The following is a 24,794-nucleotide window of genomic DNA, read 5'->3' on the forward strand; positions in this document are numbered from 1 at the left end:
TATTACGGATTTTCCGATTATATAATCGCAGATATTAACGGCCGGAACCTTACGGATTTGTGGACGAAAACAGCATTGTAGATTTGTCGTTCGTCTTCGTTTTTTCCTTCATTGCTGCCAATTCCTTTACTTCGGCTATGCGATGGACGAGTGGATTACATGTAAATACTGCCACTCCATCGTCAACATCGGCCTGGTACATTAAAGAAAGGCTTACAGTCCCCGAATCCCAATTATACATGTTTGAATATTCAACAGGTTTAGATGTGAACACACCATAAGTCGAAAGAAAATTATGTAACAGTATGTATGCATCTGTCTTCCTGAAAAAAAGATATATGTTTACTATTTTATTTTTATAAGTTCGAATACCTATCAAATCTAAATTTAGATCACCATTGATTTTTAAAACAGTAGTGTCGCCAATTGCGAATTTTAAACAACTGTCTGCATCAAATTTATTATCATCATCCAAATATTTTAAATTTGAGTAATTTAAAGTATTTATATCTGCACCTAACGTTAAGCCCTGGATTCCGTTACTGTATTTTAAATATTCTAACGTGCCAATTTTCTTTTTTTGAGCTGATGAAAAATTGGGGATATGCAGCAGAATGAAAAAAAGCAACAAAAACTTATTGCCATTTAACTGTAAATAGGGCGCTTTCATGATTTTTTTTATATAGAACTATACATTGTTTATAGCTGGTTTCTTAAAATAGGAATACATATGTTATTAAATTGTTTTACTTTTATTAAATTAATATTCTATTTGAGATAATAAATTGATATATTAAAAATTATGTAAGCCGATTGCTTGCCATGGTGCTAAATTTGAGCTGCACATGTAAATGGTTTTTGTGCAACAAAAGATTTTTTTCAACGTATAAGCAGAGGAGGAAAAAATATTTGCATGAAACTAACTTTGTGCAATTGAAAATAAATTTTTAAGTATCTTTGATGGTGCGCTTAATTCGCGAAGCCTTCTAATTAAATAATTTAATGATAAACGACAGTAGGCATTCCTGTGGCGAATGCAACTATGAGCATGGATTCAATCGGAAAAAGAATTAAAGCCTTACGCCAGCAAAAGGATTGGCTACAGGGCGATGTTGCCAAAAAATTAAATATTTCGATCCCTGCGTTTTCAAAGATTGAGTCGGATATTACAGATATTAATATTTCGCGGCTCAGGGAAATAGCTGCAATTTTCGGCGTAGAGATGATCGAATTGTTATCTGACAATGCTACTCCTTCCAAGGAATATGTAGATGAGTTAAAAAAGACAAAGGAAACTGTGGAAACGCAGGACGCGAAGATCAATAAGCTGCAAGAATATATTATCAGGCTGTATGAGGAATTGCATGCGCTCAAACAGGGTGTAATAAATAGTTAGATCGCCATTTTTTCGGCTACTTCTGGCGGCGCAGCGGTAACCGCCGCCATTACCTTCTTTTGTTTCTTTGGCTTCTTATAAGTAAATAGCCACCACATGTTATGCTTCAAGCAAAAGTTATAAAATACGATTGGAATAAATATGCCGGCCGACCAAATACACCCAATTAAAACTGGCACATACGTAATTTTCAGCGCGTTTACCAAAGCTATCCTGGCGATTGTCATTACGATGATCTGCATACAATAAATATACAGCGAGTGAAAGCCTATAACACGCAGAAAACGCAAGACATCGTATTTCTGAAGCAGGAACGAAAAATTCATAGATATAGCACACCCAACGAGCGCTTCGAGCAGAAAGAAAAAAGGCATCTTATGCTCTACGTAATTTATTCCTTCACCCCCCCCGTGCAAATTATAATACGCGAAACGATATTGTAATACTAAAAACACTGCTAACAAAGGAAAGAATATTTTAAACGATGCAAAGCGATTGAAATTTCTTTCGCTTAACGCCAGGTTGGATATTACGTCACCTATTGCAAAAAATAAATAGTATTCACAAATATCTGTGAGCGAACCCGCATTCAGGTTGTTGATATGTGATATAGCATATAGTAGAACACCCAGCGTGAGTTGTTGCCAGGGTTTTATCTTTACGTAAGCCTTAAAAAATGAATATATTACACCTATAAAAAACAGCGCATTTAAATACCAAAAATGTCCGGTTTTCCGGGCGTCAATAAGTAAATTGATATAATTCATGGGGCTGACAGTATTGTTGGTGACCCGTCCAGCCAGTAATTGGAATGATACCTCAATAAATCCCCAAACTAATAACGGGTATAATATTGTGTCGGCCCGATACGATACATAACCGTTAAGCCCTTTACGTTTTAAACTGCCCGAAATAAAAATCCCTGATATTATAAAAAACAGCGGCATCCTAAAGCCATATAAAAATACACTTATATAATTGATCAACGGATAAGAACTCAAGTCCAGCCCATGGTTTTGCATTACTAAAAGACAGTGGCCGAAACCCACCAGCAGTATACTGATGCCTTTGTCAGTGTCAATCCACACCCAGCGTTTTTCCGTTAATATAGATTTGGTATTAAAAATTGTCATTTCCTAACTTTTTTATTTTGCTGGTACAAGTAGGATTGCCCTATTACTTCGCCGTTGTGCTATAAAAACTGTAGAATAGATTGATTTGTTTTTAAATTAAGTTAATTTCGATATTAAATATTTTCGAATGCAAAAAGGGGAGGCTTTCGCCTCCCCTTTAATTGGATTATTGGGGATTAAGTTTTAGTGTTTGGTAATCAAAACGGCCGGCAAAATCGAAGCGTCGATATTTGCGTTCCAGTTGTTGGTATTCCATCCGCCGGGTATGACTAAAGCAGAAGCGAACCAGCCGCCATTGATAGCGCCCGACGAATTGTAAAATTTAATCCTATTACCGGAAACTGTGGGACTTGATATTAACGCCCCGCTAAATGACGCCACATATAAGCCGATATTGGTAAATGATTGCGAAACACCATATACCAGGTTATTGGTAATAGCATTAAGGCTGCCTCCTGAAATTGCTATTCCGTATTGCCCGGGGTTAACTAGGGTGTTGCCATCAGCTTTCTGGTATGCACCGCCACAATCTCCAAGCATTATACCGCCACCGCTGGCGCTGGGTCCGCCGCCTCGTATCTGGTTACCGCACACAGTAATAGGGCTTGTGGCTGTTCCATAAGATTGGTACAAGCTAATCGCGTCTTCAGGATTGCTTTGTCCTAATATATTTTCGCATTTATTGCTGTTTATCTGGTTATTAGCGCCATTTACATTGTTAAATTGAATAAACTGCCCGCGGGGGGATGGTCCTTTCATATTTAAAAATTGATTGCTGTTAACAACAATACCGCCTTTCGACGCATGATCAACATAAACACCGGTGCTTACGTTAGTGAAATAATTGCCCATGACCGTGATATTGTAACAATTATAAAGGTTTATACCCACGTTGGTGGAGTTGTATAATTTACAATTGGTTATCTGAATGTCGTGACAATTGTTTAAACAAATTGCTATAGCGTTGCCTCCTACTATCGCTTTACCGTTTATTGTAATATTACTTACATTGTTTAGTGTAATTACGGGTGATGCCAAATAGGTTTGAGTGCCTGTGCTGCTGGTGGCAAGGGAAACCGATAGCTTGGCGGCGCTTCCGGTGTCTGAAATAACTGCGGTTGAAATTGGCGGAACCACCGCATCCTCTTTTTTACAAGAGAACAAAAAGGTCGTAAAAAAAACGACTGCTAACGGCACAAAGCGGTGCCAGCATGGATTTTTTGGGTTCATGTTTAAATCAATTAGTTTAACAAATATAATGAACCTTCTACGATTTGTCCATGCCAAAAGTTAATAAAATATCACTTTTTTTAATTTTATTTCTTAAAAATTGTTTAAATTGTTGATTTTGAGTTAAATAATTTCTCACAACAATTGAGAATAGTTAACTGAGAAAAAATTTATGTGTATTGTTTGAGCTACATAAAAACTAAAAAAAGGACATATCAATTTTCTTACCAGTATACATGGTTTAAATTTTGAGAAAATGAATTAACTTAATTGATTATTATTTTCGGAAGAATATTTGAACCAATGGGTGCTCCCCAGGTATTTGTTTCCCAGCCGGCCGGCGTTGATGTATTAGGCCCGATCCATGAGTTATTTGACTTTTGGTTACTATTAAAATAATTAACCTTGTTTAGTTTTACTGTGCTATTTGTGCATACGGCGCCATTATATCCCGCTACATATAGTCCCACATTTGTAAACCGCTGCGCACGGCCGTATATAATATTTCCAATTATGGAGTTTCTGTCGCCTCCTGAAATTGCGATTCCGTATTGCCCGGGGTCGACAAGTATATTATTTAGAGCGATTTGATAAGATCCGCCACTGTCGCCCAGCATTATGCCGCCGCCACTTTTGCTCGGCCCGCCACCTCTTATCCGGTTGCCTTTCACCATAATAGGGCTCAAGGATGTGCCGTTGCTTTTGTAGAGATTAATTGCGTCCTCCGGGTTGCTTCTTCCAGCGATATTTTCACACTTATTGTGGTAAATTTCGTTACCGGGCCCGTTTACATTATTAAACTGCACGCATTGCCCGCGCGGATAGGGTCCCTGCATGTTAAGAAATTGGTTGTTGTCGACGATGATTCGTCCCTGGTACACGTTCTCGACATACACGCCGGTGCTTACATTCCTGAATTGGTTGTTCTGTATATTAACGCTGTAGCAATTGAATAAACTAATACCCGTTTGAGCGGAGCAGGAAAGTTTATTGTGGATAATTGTAATATTGTAACATTTATACAATACGATACATGGGATTGGCCCGCCGATAATATTTTCGCCTTTTATGATGAGGTCATGCGCACCTGTAAGCCGAATTCCTTTCGAGTGGTCGCGGGGGTGATGAAAAATAGTGGCCTGTGTATGTGGAGAGGGGGTAGTATTGGCTGCAACCGGTGTCCTCGAGCCTTTTTGATGAATTGCATTAGTCGCCCCTGATAAAAAAAAGAAAACACCTACGGCAAAAAGCACCAAAATCGGGACAAGTCTGAAGAATATTTTTTGGGGGCTCACCAGGATGGTTTTTAAGTTTTACACAAAAATGGATTTAGTTTAACTGTTTCTCAACCAGCTACAACCGTTATTCCACTGCGTTATAGCACCATAAATATCGGGAAAATAATTTAATGATAAATTATTAAATGATATTTGCCATCCGTTAACCCAATTATCCTCAAACTTAAGCGCATGTTAAAAGCATTCGGACGAGCGGTATTTATTACAACTATTTTGTTTTTAGCAGGAGCGGCAATATGGTACCACCCGATTATCTCTATAGTTGTCATATTTGTCTTTTGGCTTACATTCATGTTTTTCGTTGATCCCCCGGAAAATTGGGACTAACACAATTTTTTTAAATTTCACCCGTTTAAGGCAAGTAATTAATAAATAGTTAATTTAATAGCGTAAAATTTCTCAAAAAATATAAAATAAATAATTATGACGAAATAAAACAATTTTAAGGTACATTTGTATCGATAAATTTTTGATAAACTTAAATGTAACTTATGAGAAGAAAATGCTTGTTTCTATTGGTCGCAGTTTTAGCAACCTATTCCTGCTCGAAAAACCAAATCGGTCCCAAATCAAATCCTCAAACCGATTCGTCACTTAAGTCCATCACATTCCCTTCAATTGCACAATCCCTTAACGCAACCTATTACACGCAATCGAGTGTGATTAATATAGACGGTGCGCATAACATTACTATTAGCGGCAAAACAATCATTGGTGGGTCGGCCCCAGCTATCACCCTAACCAACTGTCACGACATACATATCACCCAAAATTCGTTATCTAATTCTACAAACGTTGGAATTTACCTATATCATTGCTATAACATCACGGTCGACTATAATTATATAGCTAATGTTTCAACAGGCGTTTATGTCGATCATCCTACCGGCGGCGGGACCGTTGTTAACAATAATCAAATGTTAAACATGGTTGGGCCTTTTCCCCGCGGGCAATTCGTACAGTTTAACACCGTAAAGGGTGACGGTAACCAAATTAAATACAATAAATTGCAAAATGTATTAGGAAAAAGCTTCAGCCAGGAGGCGATAAATGTGTACATGTCTAATGGTACGGCCTCGAGCCCTATCGAAGTGGTTGGTAACTGGATAAGGGGCGGCGGCCCCGGTGGCGCCAGTGGCGGAATTCAGTTGGGTGACACGGGCGGTTCATATGAGGTGGCCTCCGACAATATTATCGTCGATCCCGGGCAAATGGGGCTGTCAATTTCCGGTGGCGACCATATTTCGTTTATTAACAATACAGTTTACGCCAAAGCGCAGTACTTTACCAATGTAGGTATTGTGGTCTGGGGCCAGGCAGGTTCTTCGGTTACCAATTCAACGGTTAGTGGCAATAAAATTAATTTTAAAAATTCAAGTAATGTTGAAAATGATAACTGGATAGCTTCCGGAAATCCGACGCCTGCAGGATGGGGAACAAACTCATGGGGCGCAAGTATTAGTTCTACTATTCTGCCTTCAAATATAATTTCGGCATCCGCAGCAACTGCACCTTTGCAGGCTGCCAGCACTGGGAGTACATCAGGTTCCGGGACATTAACTTCCGGAACAGCCTCTGCACCTATCGTAATGAGCGGTAAAAATAATATTACCATAACAAGTCTTACAATTACCGGTGGCAGTTCCCCCTGTATTAAATTAACAAATTGTATGAATGTTTACATAACGCTTTGTAATCTTCAAAATTCAACCGATGTAGGTATCGAACTGAATAACTGCGCAAATGTGACAATTGAAAAAAACAATATTTCAAACGTGGCGGCAGGAATCGTCGCCAACAACTGTCCGAGTGGAGGTATTAGTATTTATACCAACCAAATGCAGAACATGCAGGGCCCTGCGCATAGCGGCGCCTTTGTTCAGTTTGTTAACGTAAATGGCGGTAACAATAATATCAGCTATAACAAGCTTCAAAATGTTTTGGGGAGCAGCGATTCGCAAAACGAGATTGACCTGGTTAACAGTAATGGTACGTCCACTAATCCCATAACACTGGATGGTAACTGGATAAGAGGGGGCGGGCCAAATAGCTCCGGCGGCGGCATTTGCCTGGGTGAAGGCGGTGGATCATACCAACTGGCTAAAAATAACATTTTGGCTGACCCGGGACAATTCGGAATGGCTATAATTGGCGGTAGTCATATGTCGATTACTAATAACACGGTGTACGGCAAACGGCAGTCGTTCACCAATGTGGGTGTTTTTGTGTGGGGGCAAAATGGCGCTATTACAGGTAGCGTGGTTAGTGGTAATAAGGTCAATTTTACTAATAGTAGCAATTACGAAAACCATAAATGGCTGGCGGATGGGCAACCCGCGCCGTCCGGATGGGATTCAAACACCTGGGGAGCCGATATTGACGAGTCAGTATTACCTTCAAGCATAGTTTCTCTTTAAACCGGCTTGACCATAAGGGACGGCCGCGACTGATCCGGGGCAATAAATACCCAAGTTGACCTGTGAAACTGGGATAGGGTTATAATCTCGGTTTTAAAGAAAATTATTTGCGAACGATAATTAAAAGCCGGGTACAAGCCCGGCTTTATTTTGAATAAATAGTTCTAAAATTGCTCGCAAATTTCAACAGCTCTTTTTTTGTTTTTTTAATGCAGTAATAAATAATAATTCGCTTCGAGCCGGACGAAAAATACGATAACATCAGCGTAGTGCACAGAAGGCTGGAGCCCATTGATTGAGTTTAAAACCTGAACTATCCAGGAAGTGAAGTATGTATTGCAGGTATTTTTTCAATACCACAACAGTTTGTCAGCTAATTTGCCTGATTATATTATAAATGTATACGTAAAATTTGTTTTCGCGCAGGTTTTAACTGCGAATGTATTTGCTTTTCAGGTAATTAACTTTATTAGAAATTAAAACAACAGAAATGAATTTGTCTTAATCTTTACACAATTGATTTTCCTTAGTATTAAATATTGGTCACTATTTCTATTTTTTTGAACATTATATTTCAAACTTTCGTATAACACAGGCATAATTATATGAGCAAAATTTTAATGTTGAAAATATTTTTAAGGGCCTTAATGGTTGTAGTATTTATTGTTGCCTTCGTGGTCATCTTTTTACAGTGCCCGCTGCTGACATTATCTGCACTATGTCTGTCGTGGTTTGTATTAATGTTTCAGCTCGATCCGCCATCGCAATGGGGTAATTAAGACCTGTTGGGTTATTGGCTGTTTAGCGTATATGTGTGGTGTAATTCAACAGTCATTGCCATTATTCGCCAATGTGAATAAAAAAAAAGAAACTCTTCTATTTTTATTTTACGCAACATACTTTGCCTGCTTTTTAGCGCTATCCTTTATAAACCAAATATCCCACACAACCCAACCCAGTAATGTCGTTAATAAGTTCGCTAAATGATTAGCTTCCCTCCGTGAAAAAGATAACTCGATAGCTTTCAACTTGTAAACAGCGACTACAGAAAGGTTAAAGCTCTCTTTATAGCCTTCTGCCTGCCTGAAGCAGATGCCTGACAGCGCTATTTAATTCATACGAGACATCTCGTTTTACTAATTGTTTACCGTTAATTTTTCCCGGCCAGCTACGTCGTTAACGCCGCTTTTCTTCAATGGAAACTGTTGATAACTGCTGTGGGGGAAAATTTGGAAATTTTGTGGAACACTTTTTGTATTCCTGTGTCAATAATTAACTAAATATAAAATCATTTAATAATAAGATATAATAATTTCAAATAATAAAAATGATTTTAATAATTGGGTTAATAAATTAGCAAATCGATGAAACGATGAGTTAAATGAAACTAAAAAAACAATCACCCAATTACATTAACATAACCTACTATATCTGCCATGTACTATCTACCAAATTCCTTTATGGGCTATAATCTGTTTAGCGGTAATTTAAATAGCATACCCGATTCAACCAAAACAGTTATCAATACTATTAATCAATATTCCTTTTGTGTTGCAGAACGCGATGAGGAATTTATGAAAGCACTTAAAAGCTCCGACATCCTTTTGCCCGATGGTATTGGAATAGTAGCAGCAGTAAAAAGCATCACCGGTTACAATTTAAAAAAGATATCAGGCACCGATCTTCACGAAAACCTGCTGGAAAGAATGGATGGCCGGAAAGGAAGATGTTTTTATCTGGGATCTAGCGAGAATACTTTGAATAAAATTAGAGAAAGGCTTACGGTTGAATATCCAAATATCACATTCGAAACCTTTTCCCCAAGTTATAAAGATCAATTCAGTGAAAAAGAAAATAGCGAAATGATAGCGGCTATAAATGCATTTAAGCCTGACGTATTATTTGTGGGTATGACTGCGCCCAAACAGGAGAAATGGGTGACAGCACATAAAACTGAAATCGACGCGAAAATTATTTGTTCTATCGGCGCGGTTTTCGATTTCTACGCGGGCACGGTTAAACGGCCTTCGGAATTCTGGATCAATCTCGGGCTCGAATGGTTTATACGTTTATGCAAAGAACCAAAAAGAATGTGGAAAAGATACGTTTACTACGGTCCCATTTTTGCATGGGCGTTGCTGAAAGAAAAGTTAACAGCTGATTTGCAAGAAATGCCATTGATTTACAGCAAAGAACCTAAATAGCCTGTCTTGTTATATTGAAAATATTATGATAAAACTTTAAAAAAAATTCTAACAAAACATCGTCATGAACCCCAAGAATCAAAGTTTGCAAAAATCGTTTTTAGCGTTAGCAGACCTCGTTGCATTAAATATCTTAAATCTTACTTTACTGTTTTATGTAAACAAACACACAACAGATCTCTACCTTTTTACCATATTCTGCATCTTTTCCAACCTCGTATGGATGATTTGTTCTTATTCATCGGCGATGTATCAAAATAACAAGTTATCAAATTTTAGGCGGTTAGCGACAAAGACGTTGGGCGCCTTCATTTTTTATAACTGTTTTTTAATAGTCTTTGCCTATGTGGGGTTGCACAAATTTACGAATACCTACATCATTTTTGATCAATTTGGTTTTGCCTTATTCTTACTCATAAGTCGCTTGTCATATATTCTATTTATGAACTATCTTTTAAATACTAGTGAATACAGGAAAAAGATTGCATTTATAGGCTCTAATAAAAACGTAACAAGACTTATCGAGCATTTCAGGGAAAATCACGGTTCGACGGTCATTGCCGGTATTTTCGGCGAAAGTAGCGACAATAATCAGGGTATACCACTTTTGGGAGCAATTAAGGATTGCGTGAGTTATGCAGTGGAGAATAAAATAAACGAAATTTACTCCACTTTGTCGCCAACCACATATCCGGCCCTTTACCAACTTGCCGAAACTGCAGAGAAATCATTTATTAGGTTCAAATTCGTACCTGATTTGACTGAATTTGCCGGACAAACAGGCCGAATCGAATTTATTGAAGACACACCTGTGATATCGCTGCGAAATGAACCACTAGCTGATGTATCCGGCCAGGTAGTAAAAAGGTTATTTGACATGGTATTTTCGAGTTTGGTGACAATATTCATCCTTTCATGGCTTATTCCCATTCTTGCGATATTAATAAAGCTCGACTCAAAAGGGCCGGTATTCTTTACCCAGTTACGTTCTGGAAAGAACAACGTTCCCTTCAAGGTTCTGAAATTAAGAACCTTGAGCGTAAACCCGGATGCTGACAGCGTGCAGGTTAGCCGCGGCGACAGCAGGATCACCAGGCTTGGCGCCTTCTTACGAAAATCGAACCTTGATGAGTTACCGCAATTTTTGAACGTATTAGTCGGCGATATGTCAGTTGTCGGGTCGCGCCCGCACATGTTAAAACACACGCTGGAGTATTCCCAGCTTTTTGATAATTACATGCTCCGTCATTACACAAAACCGGGAATTACCGGTTGGGCCCAGGTGAACGGCTACAGGGGCGAAATAAAGGAGCCTGAACAATTAAGAAAGCGTATCGAATACGATTTGTGGTATGCCGAGAATTGGAATATTTGGCTTGACTTTAAAATTGTTTACTTAACCGCATTTAAAACGTTAAGCGGCGATGAAAATGCGTTTTAATAAGTAGACTGCCATTATTGTTTATTCCCTTATCATCAAAACATGCTTATCCCCCAATTTTGCATACGTGGAATTGCAAAGCCGGCGATTAGTGATTTTGTAAAAATAATATTGTTTACGTTAAAACAATTACCTAAGTATATAGGTATATGTATTGTTTATAAAATAATTTATTTTAAGATAGAAAAAATTACACAAAATAAAAATGAGTAAAGTAGCATTAATCACGGGCATAACCGGGCAGGACGGCGCATATTTAGCGGAATTCCTACTGCAGAAAGGTTATATAGTACATGGCGTTAAAAGACGAAGCTCCCTGTTTAATACCGATAGGATTGACCATTTATACGAAGATCCGCATGAGCCCAACCGGAATTTTATTTTGCATTTCGGTGACCTGTCCGATTCGACAAACCTCATCAGGATTATTCAGCAAGTGCAGCCCGACGAAATATATAATTTGGGCGCGATGTCTCACGTTAAAGTGAGTTTCGATACGCCGGAATATACAGCAAATGTTGACGGTATAGGCACGCTGCGCGTTTTAGAGGCGGTAAGGATTTTGGGGTTGGCTAAAAAAACCAAAATATACCAAGCTTCCACTTCTGAATTGTATGGTTTGGTGCAGGCTGTTCCTCAGAGCGAAACAACGCCGTTTTATCCCCGTTCACCTTATGCGGTTGCAAAACTTTACGGCTATTGGATTACTGTAAATTATAGAGAGGCATACGGCTTGTTTGCGTGTAATGGCATATTATTTAACCACGAAAGTCCGTTGCGCGGGGAAACCTTCGTTACCCGCAAGATCTCGAGGGGCGCGGCGAAAATTGCGATGGGTTTGCAGGAGAAGCTTTACCTGGGTAACCTTGACGCAAAACGCGATTGGGGACATGCCAAAGACTACGTGGAAGCCATGTATTTAATACTGCAACAGGACACACCGGAAGATTTTGTTATTGCAACAGGTATTACAACTACCGTAAGGGAATTTGTAAGGTTAGCCTTTGAAGTGCTGGGTATTTCTATTGATTTCCGGGGCGAAGGGGTTGATGAAAAAGGTTATGTCGCCGCTTGCAGCAATCCTGACTATTTACTGGCCGAAGGTACAGAAGTAATCTGCGTGGACAGCAAATATTTCCGTCCGACAGAAGTTGATCTCTTAATTGGCGACCCCACAAAGTGCCAGCAAAAATTAGGATGGAAGCCAAAGTACGATTTGAAAGGTTTGGTAAATGAAATGGTCAATGCGGATGTTGAGTTATTTGAGAGAGAAAAATTGCTGAAGAATTCAGGCTTTCTTATTAAAAATCAATACGAGTAGTAAAAAACGCGCAAATTATTTTTCTGCAATTATTACATTATTATTTACACGCATGTTAACTGCTATCTTAAATACCAACACTGATGACGATCACCTTATAAGCGATTTCAATAACACCATCGTTCCGTATCCCAAAGAAAAAACGATCTTCCAGCCATTTGAAGAGCAGGTGCTTCGTTCACCTGATTCAATCGCTTTACGAAAAGGCCAGCACAGCCTTACTTACCAGGAATTAAACCATGCTGCAAATCGTTTAGCGCATTTTCTTATCGGGAATGGTATAGTCCCTGGGACAAACGTAGGCCTTCTTGTGTCACGCGGTTTCGACATGATAACCGGAATGTTGGGTATATTAAAAGCCGGGGCTGCCTATGTGCCAATCGATCCGGAATACCCGGTAGACAGGCAGGAATACATCGTCAGGCAGTCGGGATTGAGACTTGTAGTAGCAGACAAAGCTTACCCCTTAAAAAATGTAATTGGCCCCGAAAAACTTTTGCTCATTGGTGAAAGCGAACAAAATACGTTTATAAATACTAATCCGAACCTGGTTATAGATAGCTCGCAACTGGCCTATACTATTTATACCTCGGGTTCCACTGGCCGTCCTAAAGGCGTTATGATTGTGCACCATTCGGCTATCAATTTAATTTCGTGGGTTAATGAGCGTTTTAGCATTGGCTCCGACGACAGTCTTTTGTTTATTACGTCAATGTGTTTTGATCTGTCGGTATATGATATTTTTGGCATGTTGGCGGCCGGGGGCAAGGTGGTAATTGCTGAAAATGCCGAGATTCAAGATGTCAGGGTACTCCAGGATATGCTTGTTCGGTACAACATAACTTTTTGGGACTCAGTACCAACAACATTGGACTACCTGGTCAGGAACCTGGAACAAGATCGAAAGGGGTATCGCTACAATGGGTTGAAAACAATTTTTATGAGTGGCGACTGGATCCCTGTGAGCTTACCCTCCCGCATAAAGAAGTTTTTTCCGGAGACCCAGGTTGTTAGCCTCGGCGGTGCAACCGAGGCAACTGTTTGGTCAAATTATTTTATAGTTGAACAAACAAAAAAGGATTGGAAAAGCATTCCTTACGGGCGACCTATAAACAATAATTTCTTTTACATACTCGATGACAACTTAAGCCCGGTACAGATGGGCGAAACAGGAGACTTATACATTGGTGGTGCAGGTGTTGCCTGCGGCTATGCTAACGATCCCGAGAAAACTGATGCGTCATTTATGCCTGATCCGTTTAACGATACGGCTGGCGGGATGATGTACCGAACCGGCGATTTGGGGAGAATGATGCCTGATTACAATATGGAATTTTTAGGCAGAAAAGATAACCAGGTTAAGATAAACGGATTCCGTGTTGAGTTAGGCGAAATTGAAAGCGTTCTGAATAGCTGTGAAGCCGTTTACAATGCTATAGTGCTGGCAAATGAAGGAACAGATGGCAATAAAAGATTGGTAGCTTATGTTATGCCCAAGGGACGGTTTGAAAAGCAGCTATTTGCGGATTTTTTAAGAACCAAGCTGCCTGAGTATATGATACCAGGTACATGGGTGGAATTGGAAAGTCTGCCATTAAATTCAAACGGCAAAATAGACAGAAAAGCATTGCCCGAACACCGGGAAGTACATGATGCGAGAAAAATTCTTTTGGAGCCTGCCACCGAAACAGAAAAAATGCTGACAGTTATCTGGAAGGGTTGCATAGGGATTAGTGAATGCAGTATTGACGATAACTTTTTTGCGTTGGGGGGCCACTCGCTGATGGCAGTTCAAATCCTATCAAAAATTGAAAAAAAGATAGGAAAAAAAATGCAGTTGGCAGTTCTTTTTAAGCATCCGGATATCCGTTCATTAGCAGCCTTTATAGAGAATGAAAAAAAGGAGATAATTTATAAATCCCTGGTTGCTATCAAACCGTCAGGAAGCAAAACCCCTTTGTACATCATCCATGGTGAGGGTTTAAACGTGCTCAATTTTAGCAGCCTGGCTGAATATATGGACGAAGAACGACCAATATTTGGATTACAAGCGCGAGCGTTAAATGGCGAAGATGCGCCGGAGGAAACGATACAACAGATAGCAGCATATTACCTGGGCGAAATATTGCAACATAATCCCAATGGCCCTTACTTAATCGCAGGCTATTCTTTCGGGGGCTATGTGGCGGTTGAAATAGAAAAGCAAATGGAGGCTATGGGTAAAACTATCCAGATGCTTATTATGTTTGATACTGATGCTGAGAAGACGGAATATAAAGATTGGTATTATCTTTTTCCAAGAAAGGTAAAAAGGAATTTTCCCATCTTCATATCCTTCCTTAAGTCGGTTTTGAAACACCCTGTCGCAACATTTAAAAGGCAGTTTGCAAACCATCCACCCAGTTTTCTGTCAAACTACTTTTATAGAAAGGATTCAAAAGGCTTTTTTCAACTAATTAAAAAAATAAAGGAAAAGCATTTGGTAGCATTCCGGAACTATAAAATGGAGCCGTTCAACAATAAAGTTTACCTGTTTAAAGCAAAAATTTGCGTTCATTATGTTAATGATGCCGCCTTTCTTGGCTGGAAAAATTACGCTAAAAAGGACGTGGAACTTTTTGAAGTACCCGGCGACCACCTTTCCATGTTGTTAACGCCTCAGGTGGAACAGTTCGCCGGTGTATTAGAAAAAACGTTAGACAAATATGATGGCGCTGGCCGCGAACTGAAACACTATAATGGAATGCACATTGTTAACGCATAATATTAAATCAAAATGATTGTACCCATTACCACAGGAAATTTTGACGACTGTGTTTTAGCTTATTTAAAGGCATATAACTGCCCCCCATGGAACTATCATTGGACCCACGAAAAGGCCAATGAGTACCTTTTGGAATATATGAGTTGTAAGCAATTTGTGGGCTTTGCTTTATACGAAGAAAATACGGTTGTTGCGGCAGTATTTGCCCACGGTAAAACATGGTGGACTGACAAACAGCTTATGATAGACGAATTTTTTGTTTCACGTGAAAAACAAAGGATGGGTTATGGCCAGCAAATGTTGGCGCACTGCGATAAGTATGCGTCTGCCAATCAAATCAGTTCAGTTGTGTTAATGACGAGTAAATATATGCCCTCCTATAAATTTTATGATAAGTCGGGATATACAACCGCAGAACAATATGTTTTTATGTTTAAGCAACTTCAAGGTTAATAATTCAAAGGCAGGACTACGTATAGAATTAAATACCATATGACATAAAAAAATGCAGAAAGCATTTAGCAACAAAATATTGTAGGCAGGCAAATATTATGATAAATCCCAATAGAGTCGATAAAGGGCTGTTAAGTGCAAGCACGCTATACATGGCACATCCTTTGTTTAACATATTGGCAACAACTACTTATAAAAATTATTTAATTACTTACTAAGATATAAGGCATTACCGCCATATATCTCAGTAAAATAATACATGTGCACAATCCTATGAAAAAGAATTTTCCGCTCCCCGCTCTTATCGTTTTAATATTATTTATTTCGTCCTGTGGACTTTACAGGGATAAAGGATATAAACAAGTTTCTTATTACCAAGACGTTAACCGCACTGAAACTACTGAAGCTATTACGAATTTTCAGCCCCTGAAAATTCAGACAGGAGATTTATTGGGAATTAACGTAAATAGCCTAAGCGAATCTTCCTCGGTATTTAACACCAGCATAAACCGCGTGAATGGTAATGGCCTTGATGCAGCCACCGCAAACCCCATATATGGTTTTAGGGTTGATGCCGCAGGGCAGGTACAATTACCATTAGTAGGGGGAATGCATGTAGCGGGCTTAACGACTGATGATGTAGCTAAGAATCTGACAGCTAAGCTGCAAGACTACCTTAAAAGCCCTATTGTAAATGTACGCGTACTCAATTTTAAAATATCCGTTCTTGGGGACGTGCTGAAACCCGACAGTTATACCATACAAAATGAACACATAAATATAAACGAGGCGCTAAGCCTGGCGGGCGACTTGACCATTACCGCTAAAAGAACAAATGTTTTGCTGGTTCGCGAGGAGAATGGCCAACGCCATTTTGTTACTATTGACTTAACGAAAAAGGATGTTTTTGACTCACCTTATTACTACTTGCATAACAATGATGTTATTTATGTAGATGCAGACAAAACGAAATATGATAACGTTGCGCGTAGCTATAAAACCAACACTTTCGTTATTTCATCAGCCGTTGCTGTGCTGGCAATATTAGCATCTGCGTTTTTTGTATATCATAAATAGCTTATTATCATTCTATATCCTCAATTTAAAAGTTATGAATAATAAGCAATCTGGAAATAATGCCGCGCCGAAACCTGCGCCGGGCGATGAGCCTATAAATATACGGGCGATTTTAATACGATATTTTAGTTATTGGCCGTTGTTTGCTATTTGTTTGGTGGTTGCATTGGCAATTGCTTTTGCTTATACTAAATATGACGCATCCCCATCAGACGTCATGGCAACGCTGATGATCCAGGACCATAATGCACAACCCAATGAACAAAAATCGTCACTTGTCGAATTTCAGGCACTTGAACAGGTTAACGCACCAAAAGTGGTTGAAAACGAAATTGAAGTGTTACGGTCAAATCAATTGATAAAAGACGTTGTAAATTATTTTCAATTGTGGGCTGACTATAAATTAAAAGGTGGCATTATTAAGGATCAGGACCTTTACGGAAAAAGCCCGGTAAAGATTAATTTAATTGAAGGCAGCACCCCTGTCCCCACGCAAAAGATCAATCTGCGCGTTTCGGATACAAATGGTTATTTACTTTTAGGAGTCAATGGCAAAACAACAAAACATCGCTACAGCGATACCATAAGCAACTTGGGATGTACCTGGACAATAACCAAAACCCCTAATCTCGTTCATTATATTGGCGATGAAATCCAGGTAAAGGCTACTGATCCGGAAGCAACGGTGTTGGGTTACCAAAATCGCCTGAAAATTGAATCACAGGAAAAACCCGCTACTGTTGTTAATATATCCCTGAGCGACCCTAATGTTAAAAAAGCAGAAGACTTTATTAATTACCTGATATATTTTTATAAACAAGCAGATTTAGCCGAGAAAGGTAAAATCACAAAAAGCACTCTCGAATTTATCGACAACAGGATTGCTTCACTGTCCGGGCAACTAAATAGCGCCGAAACTAACATCGAAGGGTTCCGCAGCGCAAATGGTTTGACTGATATTAATGCCCAATCGCAAATGTATCTCCAGGGCATCCAATCAAACGGCGAAAAATTGAACGAGATTAACACGCAGCTAAACGTGATTAATAAACTAGAAAACTACCTGAATGACGCAGGAAATAACAATAGCAGCATCCCATCGACTGTAGGTATCGCTGACCAGCATTTATCTGATCTGGTTCAAAAATTATCTGACGTGGAGTTGGAAAGAAACAGAATGCTTGCTACCACTCCTGAAAAAAATCCGTCCTTCGACCCGATAAATAAGCAGATAACGCTTTTGAAGCAGGAGATTAAAGACGGCATAGCAGGAATTAAATCTTCACTTGGCACTATGCAAAAGTCGGTTGAATCATATAAGTCAAATATTCAGTCGTCTATAAAAACGGTGCCTGTACAGGAACACCAGTTGGCCGGCATGAGCCGCCAGCAGTCAACCAAATCATCGTTATACGATTATTTATTGCAGCAACGTGAAGCCATCTCGCTTACCTACGCATCGTCCGCATCAGCAGTTCGTTTAGTGGATGCAGCTCATATCCTGCCGGTAAAAGCATCGAAAAGATTTATACCATTTGGCATAGCGCTGTTAATGGGATTGATTTTTCCCGCAGGTTTTATTTATAGCAGGGATTTAATCAAGAATAGTGTTACCAGTCGCAAAGTGATAGAACAAGCTACGGCGGTGCCGGTAATTGCTGAATTTAGTTTCATAAAGTTGCCTTCTGAAATCGCTTTCGCAAACAGGGAAAATCCCGAAAGTTTCCCCTTGATTGAGCAATACAGGCATCTGCGTACACAAATTAACCTGCTGAATGATATGTCCGATAAGGGATACGTTGTTTTGTTGACCTCAAGTGTGGCAAATGAGGGTAAAAGCATGGTTGGCAGCAACCTGGCCGTTGCCCTGGCGAGTACCGGTAAAAAAACGTTGCTGGTAGAAATGGATATTTATAAACCTGCCATCTCCAAAATATTCGGGTTGTCGCAGTCAGGAGGCATAACCGGCTACTTAAGTGGCCGCACCACCCTTAAAGAGCTGGTGCAGCCTGTGGCCCTTTACCCTAATTTGAGTATTATCGGCAGCGGTGCATTTGTCGATAATTTTTCCGAATTATTAGACCAGGACTTGTTTGGCGATTTAGTAACTAAACTTAGAACAGTGTACGATTATATTTTATTTGATACTCCCCCGGTTCACGCTATTAACGATGCTTATATTATTGCCAATCATTGTGACCTGACTTTATATGTTGTACGGTTTAACCATACGTCGAATTCGCTTTTGCCTTTTATACACAAACTTAATGCAAATGAAAGTTTGCCGAACATGAAAATTGTTTTTAATGGCCTGGTAAACGGGCGCGACGGCGAGGGATTTAAGTATGAAAACTATTATAAACGCCCGACGAGTTAAGGATGTATTACTTTATAACCTTCCTTTTTGTGTTGCTTGCCGGAAAAGCCACATTTTTCGACGACGTTAACGCCTGTTGGTTTATTATTGAAGGCATTATTCTGTGGGTAGGGCTCCACAAACAGCGCATAACGAAAAATGATGTGCAGCTATTTGTTAAGTTCGCGCTGCTTTACGTGGGTTTCTGTACCTTCAGGTCGTTTTTTTTAACCGGCTTGCCTATAAAATATTGGCTTAACGATGTCGTATTTCTTTTTAAGTTCATCCTTCCCAGTTTTTTATTTTGCGCTGTTTTAAAAGAAAAGGCGGTTTACTATTTAACGCAGGTGATGATAGATTTAGCCATTTTATCTTTGCCGCTATATTGCCTGCAGCTTATATCGGGCGACTTGGTTTACAACATTGGCAAAGCCATCAACCTGCCTTATGCCCACTTCAACGGGTATGTTAATATGTTTGTGTTTACCTATGTAAAAAATCATGCTATCCGCAATTCAGGCTTCTCGTGGGAGCCGGGGGCCTTCGGCTTTATGCTGATAATGATGCTCATGCTGCATTGGCTTAATAATAATTTCAAATATGATACCAGGGCAAAGTTGGTAACCATAGCTATTATTACTACGCTGTCAACAACAACGTACATAGCTTTTGCTATTATGATTTTGATTTATTGCCGGGCAAAAGGCGTTCGCATTACTACACTGCTAATTTTTATTGCGCCTTTTTTATGTGTTGCCGTTGTTTCCCTGCCATTTTTGTTCGACAAGATTTTGGATACCTATAATAAAGATATGCTGGATATTAAGAATATCCATACACTTAGTGCAACTTATATCGAAATGGGTCGGGTGATGCCGCTCAACAGGTTTGGCAGTATGCTTTTTCTAATTGATACATTTGGTAATAAGTTGTTTTTCGGTGTCTCTAATTCATATAAAGAGACTGTCCAGCTATTGCATAATATCAGCATCTCTAATGGAATTTTTGCGTTTTGCGCCCAGTTCGGGGTGGTAGGCCTTGGCTGTCTTTTTTATCGGGCCTACAAGTTCTTTCGAAAGTACATTACAGCTGAACTGGCAATATATTGTTTAATCGTGATATTGGTGCTTGGGTTTGGCGAGTGTATTTATTTATCGTCGCTTTTGCTTGCCTTCCTTTTTCTATATCATTACGCACGACCGGAAACTACTACGGAAGAAGTTTCAGAAAACGATACTTATGAATACGCAACCACCGAAAGGCCGGCATACAACTTATAATTTTAAGAATTAATATTTTATGAAAGTTTTATGGTTCTCATTATCACCGGGTTTAGCTGATGCCTATCTGAACAACAATTACGAAGGCATTGGCTGGGTAAAAAGCCTCGAGCGCAATGTTCAGGACAAAGTGGAGCTTTCAGTCGCATTTTATCACCACGCTGATATAGCCCCATTTACCTATGGTGCAACAAGGTATTATCCCATTAAACAATACCGCCGCGGTAAGCTGTCAAAAATATTCAGGCGGTTGACAAATGGTACTGAACCCGATAGCGATATAAACGCATTCTTGAAAATAATTGAAGAGGCAAAGCCCGATATCATTCATATTCATGGCACAGAAGGTCCATTCGGCCTAATCCAAAAATATGTCGATATCCCCACGGTGATATCGATACAGGGGACAATTATTGTTTATCGATATAAGTTTTTTTCGAGAATATCCCGTACAGATATTGTTAGGTACTCCTATTTCAAAAGTTTTCTGCTATCGCGATCCTTCCTGAATGTTTATAAAGTATTTGCGAAGGTTGCGGAGAGAGAGCAGGAAATATATTCGCATTCCAAAAATTTTATCGGCCGCACTGCGTGGGACCGAAGGGTGACTAAGATTTTAGCGCCAGCGGCAAAATATTTTCACAATGATGAGATATTGAGAGATGCATTTTACAAATATGAAGGTGAATACAACAAAACAGGGCGCCTTATTATATTTACCACAACATGGCTAAATATTTACAAGGGATTGGAAACAATTTTGGATTGCGCAAATTTACTTGATACCAGTAACCTTGATTACGAATGGCACATTGCAGGCCTTAACCCAAACGATGAAGTGGTAAGGATTGCTGCTAAAAACACTAAAAGGCCGATCTCAAAGAATATCAAATTTATGGGAATGCTTAGCCAGGAGGCATTGGCCCAGGCGTTGCTGGAGGCGGGTATTTATGTTATGGCGTCGCATATAGAAAATAGTCCTAATAGTTTATGCGAGGCCCAGATGTTGGGGTTACCCTGTATAGCAACCAATGCGGGCGGCACCAATACCTTACTGGAGGATGGCAAGGATGGGATATTGATACAGGATGGCGACCCGTACGCAATGGCTGGCGCCATATTGGAAATGAATGAGAACTACGACCAGGCTATTACCTATGGTAAAAACGCCAGGCGGAAGGCACAGCTTCGGCACGACCAGGAGAAAATTACCGATGATTTGTTAAAAATATATGATGCTGTGCTTAACGAAACAGCAGTTCTTGAACTAAAAGGGAATTCATAATTGATTATGGTTCAATATTTTGAAAATACGACAGTAAATTAACGCTATTTTAAAACAACTGGTGATTTGATGGGTTTAGAAGGTAAATCGATAATAATAATGATGGGTAAATGATACTTCAGTCAAAACAAATGAAAATAGCCGTGCTCGGTTGTTCCTATAACCGTAAGAAAAAGACTACGCGGTTTTTAACCAGCCTTGTTAACCAGGAAGTGCCCTCAAATTACAAGATGGATATTTACCTGCTCGACGATAATTCTCCGGACGGAACGGGTGATTATGTCGAGGCGGAATTCCCTTCTGTAAACCTCGTTAGGGGATCCGGGTCGTTATTTTGGGCCGGGGGGATGCGTACCTTGTGGCAACATGTTTTAAACCTTGAAACATACGATTTCTTCCTGCTTTGTAATGATGACGTTGTGCTGTTTGACGGTGCTGTTGCGCGTTTGCTTGAAGCGCATAGCTTATCCGAACACCCGGGCAATATTATTTTGGGAACCGTGCAGGATAGCGAAGGCAGCATGATTACCTATGGCGGCCAAAAAATCATCAACAGGATGACCGGAGATACGGCTAACGTAGTTCCGGCTGCTGATATGCTTGTACCCTGCGAAATAGGCAATGCGAATATTATGCTGGTGGATAAAACAACTGTGGATACTATAGGGATATTATCCAGCTCGTACACACACGGCATTGCCGACTACGATTATACTTTAACCGCGTTGAGGAATGGCCTAAAAGTGTGGATAGGCCCGGGATACTATGGCATCTGCGATAACGACCATGTAATTACCTGGCTTCCGCAACGCACACCGCTGAAAAAAAGAATAGAATATTTATACAGCCCGAAAGGGCTGGCATATAACGAGCATATGGTGTATGTTAAAAGGCATTTTCCATTATCGGTACCCATAACCCACGTTAAACTTTGGGTAAAAACATTGTTCCCGATTATGTACGATGTATTTAAAAAAGATAAGAAGATTAAGTTATCTCCTTAGGGCCTGTTTGAAAATTATTGAAGGAAATCGTACGAGACGCCTCGACACATCGGGGCGTCTTCATTTACATCGGTTTTCACTCGGGGAATAAATACAGGTCACTTTTTACCGAACCGATTAATCATGCCATGATAAGTTCCAAGTATGACATTTTGTGCATAGGCAAACTTACCAGCCAATAAACACTTGAAAATAAACTTAAACGAATGAAAGCCATACTCCCGGGCGAAATCCGCTACCGGCTCGTTTAATCTCTTTCTCAATTCATTTCGAATAATAAATTTGTTTCTAAAATAATAGTAATAACTGGTTGGAGACGGCGTGACCCAGGGACCAAAACGGGATTTTATTATTGGTGGGAAATAATCTTTGATTAATACAGGTTTAGTAATACTGATAACATTGGTGTACCTGGAAGCGAGAAATCCGTAAAGTGTATCATCGCCGTTGATAAAGAAATCGGGATTAGGATAGCCGATTTTTTCCACTATTGACCTATGGATCAGCATACCTTCAAAACAAGCTACACTTATAAAGAAGTATTCTTTTTCTGCCAGGTCTGACAAAGCATCGCTGCCGTAACAAAAAGCGGTTTTAAAATCCATGAATCGTTCGATTATTTGCAATTCGCCGCCGCTTGTAACCTTTAAACCATGAATGCATTTGGAAACGTGCTTATAGTTCATTAGCAGTTCAAGCCCGTTTTCAAGGGGTTCCACATCATCGTCCATCACCCATATCCAATCAAAATCACCCTCATAAGCCTCTTTGATCCCCCGGTGGAAGCCGCCGGCACCTCCCAGGTTTGGTTGATTATAAACTATCAAATCAGTTTGCGATGCTAGCCATTCACCTGTGCCGTCTGTGCTATCATTGTTTATCACAATAATTGCATCAGGCTTCAACGTCTGCCTCCGTACCCCATCTATGCATTTTTTAAATAGCTCCAACCTATTATAAGTTACAACTACTATGGCTATTGATTCGCTCATTTTTTTAAACACTCCTATTTAACTTTATTTATTATCTCCGGCATCTCTTATAACCCCCAACGCCTCACCAATTACATGGTGCATATCCATATACCTGTACGTGGCCAACCGGCCCAGGAAAACATAATTGTTCAGCGTTTTAACTTCTTCCTGGTATTGTTCCAGTATTACCATGTCATCCTTTAAACGCTTGGGGTAATAGGGCACATCTTGCTCCTCAGTTTCCTTGCTGTACTCCTTAAAATACACCGTTTTTTCATGTTGTTCCCAGGGCGTAAAGTGCTTGTGTTCGTGCACCCTTGTAAACGGAACCTCAGGGTCGGCATAATTGATTACCGCATTCCCCTGGTAATCACCCTCAACTTCTCCGCGTTCAAAAAATACAGTACGATAGCTTAATCGTCCATACTTGTAATCAAAAAAGGCGTCTATCGGGCCGGTATAATATATTTGGTCATACTCGCTTGTATCAAAATCCTTGTTGAACTTCGTATTCAATTGTATTTCAATATTGGGCCGGTCCAGCATCTTTTCAAAAATTGCGGTATAGCCGTCTTTCGGTATCCCCTGGTAGGTTGAAGCGTAATAGTTGTCATTATAGTTGAAACGAACAGGTAAGCGCTTCAAAATAGAAGCCGGCAGCTCTGTTGGTTCGCAGCCCCATTGCTTTTTTGTGTACCCGTAAAAAAAAGCATTGTATAAATCGTTACCTAAAAATTTGAGTGCCTGTTCTTCGAAGTTTTTAGGTTCAACAATACTTTTGTCGCCCAGGTTTTCAATAAATTCTTTGCCTTCCTTTGGATTCAGCGTTTTACCAAAGAATTGGTTTATAGTATGCAAATTTACTGGCAGCGAGTAAATATTGCCTTTGTATTCCGCCTTTACCCTATTAGTATAAGGCATCATTTCGCAGAACTGCTGGATGTATTCCCAAACTTCTTTATTATCCGTATTGAATATGTGAGGACCATATTTGTGTATCATCACGCCTGTATCTTTTTCACGTTCGGTATAGCAATTCCCGCCAATATGCGCCCGTTCGTCAATTACAAGTATTTCGCAATCAGTTTTGCTTAGCTGTTCGGCTACTACAGCGCCTGAAAATCCCGCCCCTACTATTAAATATTTTTTCATTATTAATTT

General features: G+C 39.7%; 19 protein-coding genes. 13 read left to right on the forward strand and 6 right to left on the reverse strand.

The features are described from left to right. Window positions 1–49: 49 nt before the first annotated feature. On the reverse strand, window positions 50–670 hold the full coding sequence (locus tag NAF19_RS14155) for a hypothetical protein (protein ID WP_252790714.1): 621 nt from the start codon (window positions 668–670) through the stop codon (window positions 50–52). 378 nt (window positions 671–1,048) lie between these two features. On the opposite strand from NAF19_RS14155, the gene NAF19_RS14160 reads away from it, so the two are divergent. Beyond that, a complete protein-coding gene (locus NAF19_RS14160; protein WP_252790715.1) occupies window positions 1,049–1,396 on the forward strand; it encodes a helix-turn-helix domain-containing protein in 348 nt (115 codons plus the stop codon). Here NAF19_RS14160 and NAF19_RS14165 read toward each other — a convergent pair. The 3 genes from NAF19_RS14165 to NAF19_RS14175 form a co-directional block, all read right to left on the reverse strand. After that, window positions 1,393–2,529, reverse strand: coding sequence for an acyltransferase family protein (locus tag NAF19_RS14165; protein WP_252790716.1), 1,137 nt, complete (start codon window positions 2,527–2,529; stop codon window positions 1,393–1,395). The genes NAF19_RS14160 and NAF19_RS14165 overlap by 4 nt on opposite strands. A gap of 183 nt (window positions 2,530–2,712) precedes the next feature. Continuing rightward, window positions 2,713–3,759 carry a right-handed parallel beta-helix repeat-containing protein gene (locus NAF19_RS14170; protein WP_252790717.1) on the reverse strand — a complete coding sequence of 349 codons (1,047 nt, stop codon included), beginning with the start codon at window positions 3,757–3,759 and terminating at the stop codon, window positions 2,713–2,715. Between the two features lie 266 nt (window positions 3,760–4,025). After that, window positions 4,026–5,054, reverse strand: coding sequence for a right-handed parallel beta-helix repeat-containing protein (locus tag NAF19_RS14175; protein ID WP_252790718.1), 1,029 nt, complete (start codon window positions 5,052–5,054; stop codon window positions 4,026–4,028). 494 nt (window positions 5,055–5,548) lie between these two features. On the opposite strand from NAF19_RS14175, the gene NAF19_RS14180 reads away from it, so the two are divergent. The 12 genes from NAF19_RS14180 to NAF19_RS14235 all read left to right on the forward strand — a co-directional run bounded on the left by NAF19_RS14180 (window position 5,549) and on the right by NAF19_RS14235 (window position 22,659). Beyond that, window positions 5,549–7,474, forward strand: coding sequence for a right-handed parallel beta-helix repeat-containing protein (locus NAF19_RS14180; protein WP_252790719.1), 1,926 nt, complete (start codon window positions 5,549–5,551; stop codon window positions 7,472–7,474). Between the two features lie 605 nt (window positions 7,475–8,079). Next, window positions 8,080–8,253: a hypothetical protein gene (locus NAF19_RS14185; RefSeq protein WP_252790720.1), complete on the forward strand. Its 174-nt coding sequence runs from the start codon at window positions 8,080–8,082 to the stop codon at window positions 8,251–8,253. A gap of 681 nt (window positions 8,254–8,934) precedes the next feature. Beyond that, complete coding sequence (locus NAF19_RS14190) at window positions 8,935–9,678, forward strand: WecB/TagA/CpsF family glycosyltransferase (protein ID WP_502213789.1); 744 nt, start codon at window positions 8,935–8,937, stop codon at window positions 9,676–9,678. 64 nt (window positions 9,679–9,742) lie between these two features. Further along, entirely contained in the window at window positions 9,743–11,119 is a 1,377-nt protein-coding gene (locus NAF19_RS14195) for an undecaprenyl-phosphate glucose phosphotransferase (protein WP_252790722.1), read from the forward strand. Between the two features lie 205 nt (window positions 11,120–11,324). After that, a complete protein-coding gene (gene gmd, locus NAF19_RS14200; protein WP_252790723.1) occupies window positions 11,325–12,440 on the forward strand; it encodes a GDP-mannose 4,6-dehydratase in 1,116 nt (371 codons plus the stop codon). Between the two features lie 52 nt (window positions 12,441–12,492). Beyond that, window positions 12,493–15,204 carry a non-ribosomal peptide synthetase gene (locus NAF19_RS14205; protein ID WP_252790724.1) on the forward strand — a complete coding sequence of 904 codons (2,712 nt, stop codon included), beginning with the start codon at window positions 12,493–12,495 and terminating at the stop codon, window positions 15,202–15,204. Window positions 15,205–15,216: 12 nt separating this feature from the next. Continuing rightward, the gene (locus tag NAF19_RS14210; RefSeq protein ID WP_252790725.1) at window positions 15,217–15,657 is read left to right on the forward strand and encodes a GNAT family N-acetyltransferase; all 441 of its coding nucleotides are present in this window, start codon (window positions 15,217–15,219) and stop codon (window positions 15,655–15,657) included. 273 nt (window positions 15,658–15,930) lie between these two features. Beyond that, entirely contained in the window at window positions 15,931–16,734 is an 804-nt protein-coding gene (locus NAF19_RS14215; RefSeq protein WP_252790726.1) for a polysaccharide biosynthesis/export family protein, read from the forward strand. 34 nt (window positions 16,735–16,768) lie between these two features. Then, the gene (locus NAF19_RS14220; RefSeq protein ID WP_252790727.1) at window positions 16,769–19,111 is read left to right on the forward strand and encodes a GumC family protein; all 2,343 of its coding nucleotides are present in this window, start codon (window positions 16,769–16,771) and stop codon (window positions 19,109–19,111) included. A 2-nt stretch (window positions 19,112–19,113) separates the two neighbouring features. Continuing rightward, window positions 19,114–20,370 carry a hypothetical protein gene (locus tag NAF19_RS14225; RefSeq protein WP_252790728.1) on the forward strand — a complete coding sequence of 419 codons (1,257 nt, stop codon included), beginning with the start codon at window positions 19,114–19,116 and terminating at the stop codon, window positions 20,368–20,370. 19 nt (window positions 20,371–20,389) lie between these two features. Next, window positions 20,390–21,655, forward strand: a complete 1,266-nt coding sequence (locus tag NAF19_RS14230; protein WP_252790729.1) for a glycosyltransferase family 4 protein — start codon at window positions 20,390–20,392, stop codon at window positions 21,653–21,655. 110 nt (window positions 21,656–21,765) lie between these two features. Then, window positions 21,766–22,659, forward strand: coding sequence for a glycosyltransferase family 2 protein (locus NAF19_RS14235; RefSeq protein WP_252790730.1), 894 nt, complete (start codon window positions 21,766–21,768; stop codon window positions 22,657–22,659). A 98-nt stretch (window positions 22,660–22,757) separates the two neighbouring features. Here NAF19_RS14235 and NAF19_RS14240 read toward each other — a convergent pair whose 3' ends face one another. Together NAF19_RS14240 and glf are read right to left on the reverse strand one after the other, a co-directional pair. After that, on the reverse strand, window positions 22,758–23,651 hold the full coding sequence (locus tag NAF19_RS14240) for a glycosyltransferase family 2 protein (protein WP_252790731.1): 894 nt from the start codon (window positions 23,649–23,651) through the stop codon (window positions 22,758–22,760). Between the two features lie 24 nt (window positions 23,652–23,675). Beyond that, entirely contained in the window at window positions 23,676–24,785 is a 1,110-nt protein-coding gene (glf, locus tag NAF19_RS14245) for a UDP-galactopyranose mutase (RefSeq protein WP_252790732.1), read from the reverse strand. Window positions 24,786–24,794 lie beyond the last annotated feature (9 nt).

Origin of the sequence: Mucilaginibacter flavidus (genome assembly GCF_024055575.1) — a bacterium.
In the GTDB taxonomy this organism is placed as follows: domain Bacteria; phylum Bacteroidota; class Bacteroidia; order Sphingobacteriales; family Sphingobacteriaceae; genus Mucilaginibacter; species Mucilaginibacter flavidus.

Excerpts from the sequence above, each read along its gene's own strand:
- NAF19_RS14155 (WP_252790714.1), bottom strand. The coding sequence starts at position 670 with ATGAAAGCGCCCTATTTACAGTTAAATGGCAATAAGTTTTTGTTGCTT.
- NAF19_RS14160 (WP_252790715.1), top strand. The coding sequence starts at position 1,049 with ATGGATTCAATCGGAAAAAGAATTAAAGCCTTACGCCAGCAAAAGGAT.
- NAF19_RS14165 (WP_252790716.1), bottom strand. The coding sequence starts at position 2,529 with ATGACAATTTTTAATACCAAATCTATATTAACGGAAAAACGCTGGGTG.
- NAF19_RS14170 (WP_252790717.1), bottom strand. The coding sequence starts at position 3,759 with ATGAACCCAAAAAATCCATGCTGGCACCGCTTTGTGCCGTTAGCAGTC.
- NAF19_RS14180 (WP_252790719.1), top strand. The coding sequence starts at position 5,549 with ATGAGAAGAAAATGCTTGTTTCTATTGGTCGCAGTTTTAGCAACCTAT.
- NAF19_RS14185 (WP_252790720.1), top strand. The coding sequence starts at position 8,080 with ATGAGCAAAATTTTAATGTTGAAAATATTTTTAAGGGCCTTAATGGTT.
- NAF19_RS14190 (WP_502213789.1), top strand. The coding sequence starts at position 8,935 with ATGGGCTATAATCTGTTTAGCGGTAATTTAAATAGCATACCCGATTCA.
- NAF19_RS14195 (WP_252790722.1), top strand. The coding sequence starts at position 9,743 with ATGAACCCCAAGAATCAAAGTTTGCAAAAATCGTTTTTAGCGTTAGCA.
- gmd (WP_252790723.1), top strand. The coding sequence starts at position 11,325 with ATGAGTAAAGTAGCATTAATCACGGGCATAACCGGGCAGGACGGCGCA.
- NAF19_RS14205 (WP_252790724.1), top strand. The coding sequence starts at position 12,493 with ATGTTAACTGCTATCTTAAATACCAACACTGATGACGATCACCTTATA.
- NAF19_RS14210 (WP_252790725.1), top strand. The coding sequence starts at position 15,217 with ATGATTGTACCCATTACCACAGGAAATTTTGACGACTGTGTTTTAGCT.
- NAF19_RS14215 (WP_252790726.1), top strand. The coding sequence starts at position 15,931 with ATGAAAAAGAATTTTCCGCTCCCCGCTCTTATCGTTTTAATATTATTT.
- NAF19_RS14220 (WP_252790727.1), top strand. The coding sequence starts at position 16,769 with ATGAATAATAAGCAATCTGGAAATAATGCCGCGCCGAAACCTGCGCCG.
- NAF19_RS14225 (WP_252790728.1), top strand. The coding sequence starts at position 19,114 with ATGTATTACTTTATAACCTTCCTTTTTGTGTTGCTTGCCGGAAAAGCC.
- NAF19_RS14230 (WP_252790729.1), top strand. The coding sequence starts at position 20,390 with ATGAAAGTTTTATGGTTCTCATTATCACCGGGTTTAGCTGATGCCTAT.
- NAF19_RS14235 (WP_252790730.1), top strand. The coding sequence starts at position 21,766 with ATGATACTTCAGTCAAAACAAATGAAAATAGCCGTGCTCGGTTGTTCC.
- NAF19_RS14240 (WP_252790731.1), bottom strand. The coding sequence starts at position 23,651 with ATGAGCGAATCAATAGCCATAGTAGTTGTAACTTATAATAGGTTGGAG.
- glf (WP_252790732.1), bottom strand. The coding sequence starts at position 24,785 with ATGAAAAAATATTTAATAGTAGGGGCGGGATTTTCAGGCGCTGTAGTA.